Consider the following 14,072-nt stretch of genomic DNA (forward strand, 5'->3'; position numbering starts at 1 on the left):
GACACACCCCTCGCGGCTGGACGCGCCCGGCCGTGAGGGCGTCCGGGCCGCGCCTTGGCCCGCATCTTCCCCGAGTACAGGAAATCCGCATGGCCGCTGCCGTCGAGCTTGAGGGCGTCAATGTCACCTTCGGCGATTTCGTCGCCGTCCGGGACGCGAACCTCACCATCGAGCCGGGCGAGTTCTTCTCCTTCCTCGGCCCGTCCGGCTGCGGCAAGACCACGCTGCTGCGCACCATTTCCGGCTTCATCGAGCCCACGCGGGGACAAGTGAAGATCGGTGGCCAGGATATGAAGGGCATCGGTCCCAACAAGCGGCCGACCGCGCTGATCTTCCAGAACCTCGCTCTGTTCCCGATGATGACGGTGGCGGAGAATATCGGCTACGGCCTCCGGGTGCGCGGCGTGCCGCGGCACGAGCGTGACGAGAAGGTGAAGAACCTGCTGGTGCAGGTCGCGCTTTCCGAGCACGGCCACAAGAAGGTGTCGGAGCTTTCCGGCGGCCAGAAGCAGCGCGTCGCCATTGCCCGCGCGCTCGCCGTCGAGCCCTCCGTGCTGCTGCTGGACGAGCCGCTCTCCGCGCTCGACCTCAAGCTGCGCCAGCACATGCGGGCAGAGCTGCGCGCCATCCAGAAACGGGTCGGCATCACCTTCATCTACATCACCCATGACCAGGGCGAGGCGCTGACCATGTCGGACCGCATCGCGGTCATGAATGCCGGCGTGATCGAGCAGGTGGGCGACGGGCGCGCCGTCTATGCCGAGCCGCGCACACCCTTCGTCGCCTCCTTCGTCGGCGAGAACAACCGCATTCGCGGGCGCGTGAGCGCGGTGGAGGACGGCTTCGCCACGCTCGACACGCCGCTCGGCGCGCTCAAGGGGCGCAACCCGGTGGCGCTCGGCGTGGGGCAGGAAGCTCTGCTGTTCGTGCGGCCGGAGGTCCTGCGGCTGCGCGCCAATGGCGGCACCAGCGGCTTTGCCGGCGAAACGCTGGATGTCGCCTATGAAGGCAGCGTCTCCCACATCACCCTGCGGGTGAAGACCGGGCAGAAGGTGACGGCGAGCGTCGGCGGCGGCGTGGCGCTGCCTGCGACGGGCGAGGAGCTGCATCTCGGCTTCACCCCCGAGGATGGGCTGCTGCTGGCCCTGCCGGAAGGGCACTGACGATGAATGGCAGCCTCGCCTTCATCTTCGGCCTGCCGCTGGCGGTCGTTGTGCTGTTCTTCGCGCTGAGCGCCTATGAGCGGCGCCAGGGCATCGCCACCGGACCGGGCTTCTTCCAGCGCAACGGTCTTGCCGTAGGGCTCTATCTGGTGCTGGCGGTCGGGTTCTGGGCCTTCTTCATCATCCTGCTGCCGCAGCTTGCCATGGTGGACATGTCGTTCCGCCCGAAGCTGCCGCCAGCGCAGATGGGCGGGCCGAAAGACCTCTACACGCTGGAGAATTACCGCTACTTCCTGTTTGGCTCCACCACCTCCACGGCGGAATGGAACTGGCTGCACATCAAGGCCTTCTTCCTCACCATCGGGGTGAGCATCCTCATCACGCTGATCAATTTCGCCATCTGCTACCCCTTGGCCTTCCACATGGCGCAGTCGGCGAGCGCGGCGCGGCTCCGGGTGCTGCTGCTGCTGCTGATCCTGCCCTATTGGGTGAACGAGATCCTGCGCGCCTTCGCCTTCCGGGTGCTGCTCTCCTCCGGCGGCATCATCAACCAGCTGCTAATGGGCAGCGGGCTCACCAGTGAGCCGATCGATTTCCTCGGCGCCGATGTCGGGCTCTATATGGGCCTGTCCTACGCCTATCTCCTGATGATGATCTTCCCGCTCTACAACGCCATTGAGAGCCTCGACCGCAACCAGGTGGAGGCGGCACGGGACCTCGGGGCGCCGTGGTGGCACATACACACCTTCATCGTGCTGCCGCATGCCAAGCCGGGCATCGCCTCCGGCTGCACGCTGGTGTTCATGCTCACGGCCGGCGCGCTGGCAGCCCCGCTGGTGCTGGGCGGGCCGCGCACGCTGTGGTTCACCCCCATCGTCTATGATCGCTTCTACCAGGCCTTCAACTGGCCGCAGGGGGCGGCCTATGCCTTCATCCTGCTGGTGAGCTGCATTCTGTTCGTGCTGGTGGTGCTCAAGGCGTTCCGGCTCAGCCTTGGAGAAATCACGCGATGATGGAGTACACGCGATGATTCCGGGTCCGTTCCAGCGGGTGATGTTCGCGCTCTATACGGTGGTGTTCTTCCTCTACCTGCTCGGCCCGCTGGCGGTGATGGGCGTCTCCGCCTTCAACACCCCGCAATACCCGCAGGTGTGGCCGATCGACGGGCTGACACTGGACTGGTTCGCGGCGCTGTTCGCCGACCAGGACATGATGACGGGCCTGAAGATGAGCTTGTGGATCGGTGTGCTGGTGGTGTGCATCTCCGTGCCCATCGGGCTCGCGGGCGCCATCATCATGACGCAGATCCAGCCGCGCGTGCGCTCGCTCTATTATCTCGTCGTGGTCTCGCCGGTACTGACGCCGGGCATCATCATCGGCATCTCCACCGTGGTGTTCTGGCGCCAGTTCACCGGGCAGACCGGCACGCGCTTCCTTTATGACGGCGTGGTGCTGACCGTGCTGGGGCAGGCGAGCTTCATTTCCGCCTATTGCATGCTGATCATCCTCGCCCGGCTGCAGCGCTTCGACCGCTCGCAGGAAGAGGCGGCGCTCGATCTCGGCGCGAGCTACCCGCAGGTGTTCCGCCACATATTGCTGCCCTTCCTCAAGCCGGCGCTGGCCTCGGCGGCGGTGCTGGCCTTCCTCTCCTCCTTCGAGAACTACAACACCACGACCTTCGCCATCCTCTCCGACAAGACGCTGACCACCGTGCTCGCCGGGCGGGTGCGGCAGGGCTCGACGCCCGCCATCTCGGCGCTGGCCGTGGTGATCGTCGCGGTGACGGTGGTCGGCGCCATCGCCTTCGAGATTTACAAGCGGCGGGCGGATGCGGCGGCGGCACGGCGCCAGCGCGCGGCGCTGGAGGCGGAGGAAGCCGAGCTTTCCGGCACGCCGACGCCGGCGATGGGGTGAGCCCCGGCGGGGCGAACGGACGAAAGGTCCGCTCACCCCTCGCCATGGCAGGCGCCCGGCTTCACCGCGGCTGCAGGCCGACCTGCCCGCGCGGGAAGCGCGCAATCACCGCAGGGTCGATGTTGAGATGCGCGGCGACGAGTTCCGGCGGGGCATGGGTGAGCCAATCCGCGAGGTCGACCTCCTGATATTCCGCCGTGCGGAACACGGCGAGCACCTGCACATCCTCATCGCCGGTGTTCTCGATGTAATGGCCCTGGCTCTTGGGCACCACGCCAAGGTCGCCGGCCTGGAAGTCGATGGTCTGGGCGCGCGGGCCGGTGTTGAAAACGGTCATGCGGCCCCGGCCCTTGATCCAGTATTGCCATTCATCGGCATTGGGGTGCCAGTGCAGCCGCCGCAGGCCGCCGGGGCGGATCGTCTCAATGGCGGCGGCGATAGTGGTCGAGGCCTTGAAGCTGCGGCTGTCGGCGAGGTGGACCTCGCCCGCCTCGTTCTTCTTCACCGGCGGCGTGCCGGTGAGCGAGAAGGTGAAGGGCTCGGCCGGTGCCCCGCCGGAGGCGACGGCCGCCTGGTCCACCGCCAGCGGAGGCGGCTCCTCGCCCTGGAAGATCCACAGATCCTGCAGCGGGATGTTCTTGAACGTGTCCGCCGGCACGCCGAAATTCTGCGCGAGAATCTTCGGCGGGGTGTGGGCGAACCAGTCGGTGAGCAGCAGCGTGTTGTATTCGGACTGGAAGGCGTCGTCGAAGACGATGATGAACTCGCAGCCCTCCGGCCCGAGACCCTGCAGCGAATGTGGATAGCCGGCGGGGAAGAACCACAGGTCGCCGGCGCCGACATCGCGCACATAGGGGTGGCCGTCCTTGTCCAGCACGGTGATGCGGCAGCGGCCATTGGTCATCAGCGCCCATTCGCCGGCGAGGTGCCAGTGCATTTCGCGAATGCCGCCCGGCCCGAGGCGCATGTTCACGCCGGAGCCTTCCTTGGCGGCCGGGAACTCCGTGGCGGTGATCTGACGCGCCCAGCCGCCGGCCTGCACGCGCTTGGGCATAATGTTGAACGACGACCACAGCATCGGCATGTTGCCGACATCGGTGGCGGGCGGGTTCTGGAAGGAGGGGATCTGCGCCTCCAGCGCCGGATTCTGCGGGCCGGGATTGGACAGGGCGCCGGGGGTCGAGTTGATCGCGCCTTCCGGCGGCTGGTCGGGATTGCCGAAGCTCGCGGCCTGCGCCGCGCCGCTGGCGACGGCGACGCCGCCAAGGGCGCTGAGCGCGAGCAGGGTGCGCCGGGACAGGTCTTCCATTGTCGCTCTCCTCACGGGATCGAGGGCAAGGGGCGGGCCTCCTGTGTTGCCCGGACTGTGCGGGGAGCGCGCGGGGGAATCTTGCGCGCCTGCACGATCCGGCACGTGAGCGGGCGGATGCGCAAAAGCCGGCTGGCGCAGCGCGGGTTAACGCTGCGGATTGTGGCCGGGCGGGGAGGATGGCGGAAGAGAGTGGGAGTCGAACCCACCAGGGACCGGCTCGCGGCCCCTTCCGGATTTGAAGTCCGGATACCTCACCGGAGGTAACGCTCTTCCAGAAGGCATGTCCGCGCCCCGGGCGGGGGCGGGCGTATCAGTGTGGTCGATCGCACCGAACAGGTCCAGCCGGTGGCGGTTGATGCGCCGCAGATCGCCGCGCCGCAGGGTGACGCCATGACGGTCGAGAAATTCCAGGATCTGGATCGCCACCTTGCGGCCGACGGCGTGGCCGCCTTGCTCGATCCGGTCGCGGAAGGCGCTGGCGGTGAATTCCCGCCCCTGCGCGGTCTCGGCGAGAGCGTGGGCGAGCGCCACCATCTCCGCCACGGTGGCGCGAAGGAAGAAATGGTCGTGCGCCACCTCGTCCACCTTGCCCATGCGGGCGAGCAATTTCATCAGCCGGCGCATATCCGTCTCTGCCTCGCCGGTCTGCGCGGCGAGGTCGCGCACGCGGGGCGGGCGGAAGCGGGCGTCGTCGGCGAGGGAGGGGGCGATCCGCTCCCACAGCGCTTCGTCCCGGGGGGTGAGGCGCACTTCATGGCCGGGAAGCCGCACCCAGGCCCCTTCGCGCACCAGCGCGCCGCTGTCACCGAGCCGGCGCAGCGCCTCGGTGAACACCGGCTTGGGCAGCCGCGGGTCCAACGCGAGGCGCAGCTTTTCCGCGCCCATGCCGGCGAGGTCGGGATTGGCGTCGTGGAAGGCGCCGATTTCGCCGAGCAGCGCCTGCGTATAGAGCTCCCAGCGCGCGGGGGAGAGGGCGATGCGCGTCTCGCTCTCATGGAGGACTTCCAGCCCCAGCCGTGCGGCGATCGCCTCCGCCGCCTCCGCCCCCAGCGCCCGGTCGCGGGCGAAGGCGGCGAGGTCGAGATGGAACGGCGCGACCTCGAGCAGCCCGGACACCGCCGCGTCCGGGTCGGTCTCGCGCAGCGCGGCGAGCTGGGCGAGGCGCTCCGGCGCGCGCCGCTTGCGGGCTGGGGCGCGCAGGTCGATGAGGCGGCCGCCGCCGATGCTGCGCTGCGCCGAGGTGTCGCGAATGACGTAACGGTCGCCGACGGCGGCGGCGATCGGCCGTTCCAGCACGATCTGCACGAGGCCGGTCGTACCGGGGGCGATTGTGTCGGCGGAGAGCGGCACCAGCCGCGCCCCGATTTCGCTGGCGCCATGGTGGAAGCGCACCGGGAACCACGCACCGAGCGGCTTCGGCTCGCTCGCCAGCACGGTAAGCGTGGCGTCGAGGCGCTCGGTGGGGGCGTGCAGCGTCGGGTCGAGCACGAGATCGCCGCGCCGGATCGCCTCGGCGCGGATCGACTCGCCGGCGAGGTTGAGCGCACAGCGCTCGCCGGCGCGGCCTTCCTCCGCCTTGCGGTTCTGCGCATGCAGCGAGCGCAGCCGGGCCGGCAGGCCGGACGGGCTGACGACCAGCGGATCGCCCACGCGGACACGGCCGGAGAGCACGGTGCCGGTGACGATGGTGCCGGCACCGGCGAGGGTGAAGCTGCGGTCCACCGCGAGGCGGAAACGCCCCTCCGCCGGCCGGGCCTCGGACCGGCAGCCGGCGGCGATCAGCGCCTCGCGCAGCGCCGCCACCCCTTCGCCGGTGTGGGCGGACACCGGCACTATGGCGGCACCGGCCAGAGACGTGCCCTCCAGCAGCGCCGCGATCTCTCCCGCCACCTCGTCGCGGCGCGCGGCGTCCGCAAGGTCGGCCTTGGTGAGGGCGACCAGCCCCCGATTGATGCCGAGGAGGTCGATGAGCGCGAGATGCTCGCGTGTCTGCGGCATTACCCCGTCATCGCAGGCCACGATGAGCAGCGCGAAGTCGATGCCGCTCGCTCCCGCCAGCATGGTGTGGATGAACTTCTCATGGCCGGGCACGTCGATGAAGCCGAGCGTGCCGGCCTCGGTCCGCAAATAGGCGAAGCCGAGATCGATGGAGATGCCGCGCGCCTTCTCCTCCTTCAGGCGGTCGGTATCGACACCGGTGAGCGCGCCGACCAGCGCGGTCTTGCCATGGTCGATATGGCCGGCGGTGCCGATGATCATGCCGGCACCCTTATGTCGGCGAGGCTGGCGAGGAAGCCGGCCTCGTCTTCCAGGCAGCGCAGGTCGAGGATCAGCGCGCCTTCGCTGATGCGGCCGATGATCGGCACCGGCAGGTCCCGCAGCGCGCGCGCCAGCGCGTTGAGCCGCCCGCCGGAGGCTTCCGCCGCCGGGCGGATGGCGAAGCCGGCGCTGGGCAGGGTTTCCAGCGGCAGCGCGCCGGAGCCGATCTGGCTGGAACAATCGACGATCTCGATGTCGAACGCATCGCCCAGAGCGGCGGCGACAGGCTCGGCAAGCGCATGGGCCTGGGCGGCGATCTCCGCCCGCCGGCGCGCCAGGAGCCGCAATGTCGGCAGGCGCGCGGCCAGCCGTTCCGGGTCGCGGTAGAGTTTCAGCGTTGCTTCCAGTGCGGCGAGGCGGATCTTGTCGACCCGCAGCGCCCGCTTCATCGGGTTCCTGTTGATGGCGGCGATGAGGTCGGCACGGCCGACGATGAAGCCGGTCTGCGGCCCGCCGAGCAGCTTGTCGCCGGAGAAGGTGACGATATCTGCCCCTTCCACTACGGCTTCCCGCACCGTCGGCTCGTGGGCGAGGCCGATCCGGGCGAGATCGAACAGTGTGCCGGAGCCGAGATCATTGACCAGCGGCACGCCCTTGGCGCGGGCGATCTCCGCCAGTTCGCGCGCCGCCACCTCCTTGGTGAAGCCTTCGATGCGGTAGTTCGAGGTGTGGACCTTCAGCACCAGCCCGGTGGCCTCGTTGAGCGCGCCGGCATAGTCCCGGGGATGGGTGCGGTTGGTGGTGCCGACCTCGACCAGCTTCACCCCGGCGCGGGCCATGATGTCGGGCATGCGGAAGGCGCCGCCGATCTCGATTAGTTCGCCGCGCGAGACGATGGCCTCGCGGCCGAGGCCGAGCGTGTTCAGCACCAGCAGCACGGCGGCGGCGTTGTTGTTGACGACGGTGGCGTCTTCCGCGCCGGTCAATTCGATCAGCAATTCGCGCACATGGTCGTCGCGCTCGCCACGCTTGCCGGTGTCGAGGTCATATTCCAGCGCCACGGCGGCGCGCATGGCGCTCGCGGCCGCCTCCACCGCCTCTTCCGCCAAGAGCGCACGGCCGAGATTGGTGTGCAGCACCGTGCCGGTGAGGTTGAACACCGGGCGCAGGCGCGTGCGTGCCTCCCGCTCCAATGCTTCCGTTGCGGCCAGCGCCACGTGATCGGCCGTGGGCAGGGCGGCGAGCTTGCCCGCCAGAAGGCAGGCGCGCACCTCAAGCAGCGCGGCGCGGATGGCCGAGGTGGCAGGGGCGCGGCCGAACGTGTCCATCGCGCTCTGGCCAGCGGGAGTGGCGAGCACGCGGTCGACCGAGGGCAGGTCGCGCGGGGACGGGGCGGCGGTGAGGGAGGGCGCATCCATCGCCGCGCCCTCAATAGCCGAGCAGGAACGGGTTGAAGGCGGCGCGGCGATAAGGCCCCTGCCGCATCATCAGATCGAGGCCCAGCGTGCCGATATCGTCGGCGACCGGCTCGATGGTGACATCCTTGTTCTGGTACATCACCTTTACATAGGTGCGGCACTCGTCGCAGGTCTCGGCTTTCACCGTGCCGGGGCTGCCGTCGATTTCCTGATAGCCGATGCCCTTGGTGGTGCCGCAGGCGCAGCAACGGATGCGGACATAGTTCCACAGAGTGGAGCAGAGCGAGCAGGCGCAGAAGCGGTTGCCATGCGCATTCGGCCATTCGACGATGAGCGAGGCGACAGGCGGGCCGCCGCAGGCGGGGCAGACGCCATCGCCCACCGGCACCAGCTTTTTCGCGTCGAGCGTCGCGGCGAGGCGGGCGAAATGCACCTGCAGGGCGCCCGCGACATAGACATGCTCGGCGAGGCGTTCCACGGGGAGGTCATGCGCCAGCACGTCGCGCACCATCTGCGCGCGTTCGGCGCCATTGGCGCGGCGCACGCGGGTGAGAGCGGCGGCGGCTTCCTCGGGCATCGCCACACGGGCGGCAGCGTCGAAGAGTTGGTCGAGCGTCGCTTCCAGCGTGTCGTCGAGCAGGGTGGTGGCGCGGTCCAACGCCGGCATCTCGAAGGCGCGAGCACGCTCCAGATGTTCCGGCTCCGGCGGCTCCACCGGGGGGAGGGCGGGCACGATGGCCTGCTGCGCCTCGACAAGGCCGGCGACGAAATCCAGATAGGGCTTGAGCGGGCTCACCGCCGCATAGGTGCGCAACCGCTTTGCCCGCACGCCGAACAGGTGTGCGGGATCGGGCAGCACCGCGAAGGGCGGGGTGGAGACGGTGCCGATCGCGCTGGGATCGGGCTGAAGGTTCTGCGACATGCTCACCTCACGAACCGCACGGGCCACGTGGAACGGAAGGGCTCCGCCCCGGACAGGCAGGCGTCCGGGACGGAGACGAAAGCGGGCGGCGCCTATTCCGCCGGTGTCGGCGGGCGCTTGCCCGGCCGGGTGCCGACCAGCTCGCGCAGCCATTTGCGGTGGTGGCGCCACGCCCAGCCGCCGGTCACCTTGCCCCGCGTCATGGCGCCGATGGTGCCCTTGACCCAGATGGCGGCATAGACGTGGATGATCCACACGCAGATGATCGCCACCGCCGCGATGGAGTGGACGAGGATGGCGACGCGCTTCTGCTCGATGCTGGTGTAGGGGTAGAAATACTGGTCCCACATCACCACGCCGCTGGCGATGAGGATGACGATCAGCGCCGACATGCCCCAGAAGACGAATTTCTGGCCGGCATTGTATTTGCCGATCTCCGGCAGACGTTCCTCCCGCCCGCGCAGCACATCGCTGATGCGGGCGAGCCAGGTGCCGTCCTCGCGCGCCGGCAGGTTGGCCCGCCAGAAGCGCAGGAACAGCCCGGCGAAGGAGAAGAACAGCACCACGCCGATCCAGGGATGGATCGCCCGCGTCCACTGCCCGCCGCCGAACAGGCCGGTGAGGAAGAACAGGCTCGGCGTGAACAGGGCGAGGCCCGACAGCGCCAGCAGGATCAGGCTCAGCGCGGTGATCCAGTGGTTGATGCGCGCGCCGACCGTGTAGCGCGACACCTCGACCGGGTGGCCCGGGCGCACGGCGTCGCCCGGTTCCACATCGTCGGCCACGTGGGTCTTGAGGTTGCCGGCGCTCATGGCGTCCTCCTCTCGACCGGGCCGGCGGGTGTCGGCGGCGGCGGGGTGCCGTCGGCGAGCCGCTCGGCGTTCTCCTCATCCTCCTCCGAGACCTTGTTCGGCCCGGCGACGACATAGTGCAGGAAGCCGGCGGCGGCGGCGAAACCCATTACCGCGAGGCCGACATATTTCGTCACGCCCTTCCAGGCGTCGACGATGGGCGAGATGCGCGGATTGTCCGGCAAGCCGGCATAGATGGACGGCGTGTCCGCGTGGTGCAGCACATACATCACATGGGTGCCGCCGACGCCGGGCGGGTCGTAGAGGCCGGCATTCTCGAAGCCGCGCGACTTCAGGTCCTTGATGCGGAAATCCGCCCACTCCTTCATCTCGTCCTTGGTGCCGAAGACGATGGCCTGGGTCGGGCACGCCTTCTGGCAGGCCGGACCCTGGCCGACCGCGACACGATCGGAGCAGAGCGTGCATTTATAGGCGGTGTGGTCGACCTTGGAGATGCGCGGGATGTTGAACGGGCAGCCCTTGATGCAGTAGCCGCAGCCAATGCAGTTGTCGTGCTGGAAGTCCACGATGCCGTTGGAATATTGCACGATGGCGCCGGGGGCCGGGCAGGCCTTGAGGCAGCCCGGATCTTCGCAATGCATGCAGCCATCCTTGCGGATGAGCCATTCCAGATTTTCGGTCTCGGGATTCACCCATTCGGTGAAGCGCATCAGGGTGAAGGTGTCCGGCGTCAGGTCCATGGGATTGGTGTAGACCCCGTGGTTGAAGCCGATCTCCTCGGTCAGGTTGTTCCATTCCAGGCACGCGGCCTGGCAGGCCTTGCAGCCGATGCATTTGGAGACATCGATCAGCTTGGCCACCTCGGTCAGCCGCTCAGCGGGCGGCGTGACCGTGGAGGCGCTGCGGCGGAGAATGTCCTTCTCGCCGAAGCGCGGCGTGGCGGCGTCGGTGGCGACGTTGGGATTGGGGATCGCAGGAAACATGATGCCGCCTCCCTACGCCACCACCGGCCCGGTGGAGGGCTCGATGTTGACCATGAACGCCTTGAACTCCGGGGTCTCGATGTTCGCGTCGCCCACGAAGGGGGTGAGCGTGTTGGCCGGGAAGCCCTTGCGGGCCGAGCCGACGAAGCCCCAGTGGATCGGCACGCCGACGATGTGCACGGTCTTGCCGTCGATGGTCATCGGCTTGATGCGCTTGGTGACGACCGCCTTGGCGTAGAGCTCGCCGCGCTTCGACCACACCCGCACCCAGCCGCCGAGCGCGATGCCCTTCTCCTTCGCCAGTTCCTCGGAAATCTCGACGAACTGTTCCGGCTGCAGGACCGAGTTCACATGGTTGTTCTTGGTCCAGTAGTGGAAATGCTCGGTGAGACGGTAGGAGGTGCCGGCATAGGGGAAGTTGGGATCGCCGATATCGGCGAAGCTCTTCCAGTCGTCCTTGAACACGCGCGCCACCGGGTTGCCCCGGATCTTCGGCGCGATGACATTGGCAACCGGGCTCTCGAACGGCTCGTAATGCACAGGGAACGGCCCGTCCCGCATCATCTTGCGCACCCACAGGCGCGACGTGCCCTCGGGGTTCATGATGAAGGGGCCGACATCCCGCGGCTTGGCGGTGGGCGCGATGTCCGGCACGTCGTAGCCGGTCCATTTGGCGCCGTCCCACTCGATCAGCTTGCGCGAGGGGTCCCACGGCTTGCCGTCGAGGTCGCAGGAGGCGCGGTTGTAGAGCACGCGCCGGTTCGCTGGCCAGGCGAAGGACCATTTGAGGAACATGCCGGCATCGCCGGGATCGGAATTGTCCCGCCGCGCCATCATGTTGCCGGCCTCGGTCCAGCAGCCGGAGAAGATCCAGCAGCCGCCGGCCGTGGTGCCGTCGTCGCGCATCTGGCCGAAGCCGGAAAGCTGCTTGCCGGCCTCAAGGATCTTCTTGGTCGGGTCGGCGGGGTCGAAGACATCGACCAGCACCGAGCCGTTCATCTCCTTCGCCAGCTCTTCCGGCGTCGGCTCGCCGGGGTCCTTGTAGGACCAGTTGAGGTTGACGATCGGGTCGGGGAAGGCGCCGCCTTCCTTCTTGTACAACTCCTTCAGCCGCAAATGAATTTGCGCCATGATCCAGATGTCGGTCTTCGCCTCGCCCGGAGGCGAGCCGCCGGGCCAGTGCCATTGCAGCCAGCGGCCGGAATTGACCAGCGAGCCTTCATCCTCGGCAAAGCAGGTGGTCGGAAGCTGGATCACCTCCGTCTTGATGTCCGCCGGGCTCACCTTGTTGAAGGTGCCGTGATCCTCCCAGAAGCGGGCGGTCTCGGTTTCCAGCGGGTCCATGATGACCAGCATCTTCAGCTTGGCGAGGCCGGCGGCGAGCTTGCCCTTGTCTGGGAAAGCCTGCAGCGGGTTGAACCCCTGGCAGAAATAGAGGTTCACCTTGCCCTGCTTCATCATGTCGAAGACGCGCAGTACGTCGTAGCTGGCGACGTCGAGCTTGGGCAGGTAGTTGTAGGCCCAGTCGTTCTCCGCCGTCGCGGCCGGCCCGTACATCGACTTCATAAAGCTGACGAAGAACTTGCGGTAGTTCTGCCAGTAGCTCGTCTGGTTCGGCCGCAGCGGCTTGAAGGCCCGCGTCGACATGTAGGTGGTGAAGTCCGGTTCCTTCTGGGTGGGGATGTTGAGATAGCCGGGGATGAGGTTGCTCATCAGCCCGAGATCGGTCAGCCCCTGGATGTTGGAATGGCCGCGCAGGGCGTTCATGCCCCCGCCGCGCACGCCGATATTGCCCAGGATGAGCTGGAGCATCGCCATGCCGCGAATGTTCTGCGCACCCTTGGAATGCTGGGTCCAGCCGAGCGCGTACATGCTCGTCATGGTTTTGGTCGGCGTCGAGCATTCCGCCACCATCTCGGCCACCTTCAGGAAGGCGTCCTTCGGTGTGCCGCAGACGCGCTCCACCATCTCGGGCGTGTAGATGGCGACGTGTTGTTTCAGCAGATTCCACACGCAGCGCGGGTTCTGCAGCGTCTCGTCAACCACGGCGTAGCCGTCCGGGCCGATCTCGTACTCCCATGTGTCGCGGTTGTAGTCGCGCTTTTCCTCGTCATAGCCCGTGAACAGCCCGTCCTGGTAGCCGTAGCCCTCGCGGACCACGAAGCTGGCATTGGTGAAGGGCTTCACATAGTCCCACTGCACCTTGTCATTGCTGATGCAGTGATTGATCAGGGCCATGAGGAAGACGATGTCCGATCCCTGGCGGATCGGCGCATAGAAATCCGCCACCGACGCTGAGCGGTTGTAGCGCGGGTCGACGACGATGAGCTTGGCGCCACGGTTGGCTTTCGCCTCGGTGACCCATTTGAATCCGCACGGATGGGCTTCGGCGGCATTGCCGCCCATGATGACCACGAGGTCGGTGTTCTTGATGTCCGTCCAGGCGTTGGTCATTGCTCCACGGCCAAAAGTTGGGGCGAGACTCGCCACCGTCGGGCCGTGTCAGACACGCGCTTGGTTATCGAACGCCAATATGCCGGTCGAGCGCACGACCTTGTAGGTCGCGAACGCCGTCTCGTTGGTGGTCGCGGAAGCCGCGAGGAAGCCGGTGGTGAGCCAGCGATTGACGGTCACGCCATCCTGGTTGGTGGCGACGAAATTGGCGTCGCGGTCGTCCTTCATCGCGCGGGCGATCTTGTCGAGCGCGGCGTCCCAGGAGATCGCTTCGAAGGTGTCGGAGCCGGCCTTGCGGATCATCGGCTGGGTGAGCCGGGTCGGCGATTTCACGATGTCGCGCAGCGCCGCGCCCTTGGGGCAGAGGGTGCCGCGATTGGTCGGATGGTCGGCGTCGCCCTCGATATGGACGATGTCGGCCTTCTCGCCTTTGCGCAGATCACCCTTGGAATAGATGATGATGCCGCAGGCGACGGAGCAGTAGGTGCAGGTGTTTCGCGCTTCCGTGGTGTTCACCAGGTGGAACGGCTTCACGGCAGCGGCGACGGCCGCCTCCGCTTCGCTGAAGCCGAAGGCACCCAACGTGGTGCCGGCAAGACCGGCCCCCGTTGTTTTGAGGAACGTACGGCGCGAGAGCTCCATATTCATCGTGGCCCTCCCGTTTCTCGTCACAAAGCCCATCGACCGATAGGCTTTCCCAATCACAAGGCTATTTTTTAGCTCCTCCAATGTCAAACAGACTTAAGGTGAGGTCAGGGACAAAAAGTCGTGTGATTTCAGTTCGTTCGTGATGTTGCCGTGCGATCCCGACATGTTGCGCTGCAACCAATGCGGG

Annotated in this window: 9 protein-coding genes, 1 tRNA gene and 1 pseudogene; 3 read left to right on the forward strand and 8 right to left on the reverse strand. The window is 67.4% G+C overall.

Translation table 11 applies throughout. The features are described from left to right. Window positions 1-89: 89 nt before the first annotated feature. Genes ACO07Z_RS13650 through ACO07Z_RS13660 form a run of 3 tightly spaced genes read left to right on the forward strand, consistent with a single transcriptional unit; the run spans window position 90 to window position 3,077 of the window. Entirely contained in the window at window positions 90-1,163 is a 1,074-nt protein-coding gene (locus ACO07Z_RS13650; RefSeq protein ID WP_421699205.1) for an ABC transporter ATP-binding protein, read from the forward strand. A 2-nt stretch (window positions 1,164-1,165) separates the two neighbouring features. Further along, window positions 1,166-2,176, forward strand: coding sequence for an ABC transporter permease (locus ACO07Z_RS13655; RefSeq protein WP_421699206.1), 1,011 nt, complete (start codon window positions 1,166-1,168; stop codon window positions 2,174-2,176). A 13-nt stretch (window positions 2,177-2,189) separates the two neighbouring features. Beyond that, window positions 2,190-3,077, forward strand: coding sequence for an ABC transporter permease (locus ACO07Z_RS13660; RefSeq protein WP_421699207.1), 888 nt, complete (start codon window positions 2,190-2,192; stop codon window positions 3,075-3,077). A 61-nt stretch (window positions 3,078-3,138) separates the two neighbouring features. On the opposite strand, the gene ACO07Z_RS13665 is transcribed toward ACO07Z_RS13660, so the two are convergent. From ACO07Z_RS13665 to fdnG, 8 genes and pseudogenes are all read right to left on the reverse strand, one after another. Beyond that, entirely contained in the window at window positions 3,139-4,386 is a 1,248-nt protein-coding gene (locus ACO07Z_RS13665) for a cupin domain-containing protein (RefSeq protein ID WP_421699208.1), read from the reverse strand. A gap of 180 nt (window positions 4,387-4,566) precedes the next feature. Next, window positions 4,567-4,662 (reverse strand) — tRNA-Sec (locus ACO07Z_RS13670). Between the two features lie 141 nt (window positions 4,663-4,803). Next, window positions 4,804-6,648: pseudogene (selB, locus tag ACO07Z_RS13675) on the reverse strand (selenocysteine-specific translation elongation factor); the annotation flags it as partial. Further along, window positions 6,645-8,066, reverse strand: coding sequence for an L-seryl-tRNA(Sec) selenium transferase (selA, locus tag ACO07Z_RS13680; RefSeq protein WP_421699209.1), 1,422 nt, complete (start codon window positions 8,064-8,066; stop codon window positions 6,645-6,647). The pseudogene selB and the gene selA, both read right to left, overlap by 4 nt. Window positions 8,067-8,076: 10 nt before the next feature. Then, a complete protein-coding gene (gene fdhE / locus ACO07Z_RS13685) occupies window positions 8,077-8,988 on the reverse strand; it encodes a formate dehydrogenase accessory protein FdhE (RefSeq protein WP_421699210.1) in 912 nt (303 codons plus the stop codon). Window positions 8,989-9,080: 92 nt separating this feature from the next. Beyond that, window positions 9,081-9,800 carry a formate dehydrogenase subunit gamma gene (locus ACO07Z_RS13690; RefSeq protein ID WP_421699211.1) on the reverse strand — a complete coding sequence of 240 codons (720 nt, stop codon included), beginning with the start codon at window positions 9,798-9,800 and terminating at the stop codon, window positions 9,081-9,083. After that, window positions 9,797-10,783 (reverse strand): formate dehydrogenase subunit beta, encoded by a 987-nt coding sequence (gene fdxH / locus ACO07Z_RS13695; RefSeq protein ID WP_421699212.1) that lies wholly within the window; start codon window positions 10,781-10,783, stop codon window positions 9,797-9,799. The genes ACO07Z_RS13690 and fdxH overlap by 4 nt, the downstream gene beginning before the upstream one ends. A gap of 12 nt (window positions 10,784-10,795) precedes the next feature. Continuing rightward, the gene (fdnG, locus tag ACO07Z_RS13700; RefSeq protein WP_421699213.1) at window positions 10,796-13,885 is read right to left on the reverse strand and encodes a formate dehydrogenase-N subunit alpha; all 3,090 of its coding nucleotides are present in this window, start codon (window positions 13,883-13,885) and stop codon (window positions 10,796-10,798) included. Window positions 13,886-14,072: the final 187 nt, after the last annotated feature.

It is taken from the genome of Ancylobacter sp., assembly GCF_965229075.1.
Taxonomy (GTDB): Bacteria; Pseudomonadota; Alphaproteobacteria; order Rhizobiales; family Xanthobacteraceae; genus Ancylobacter.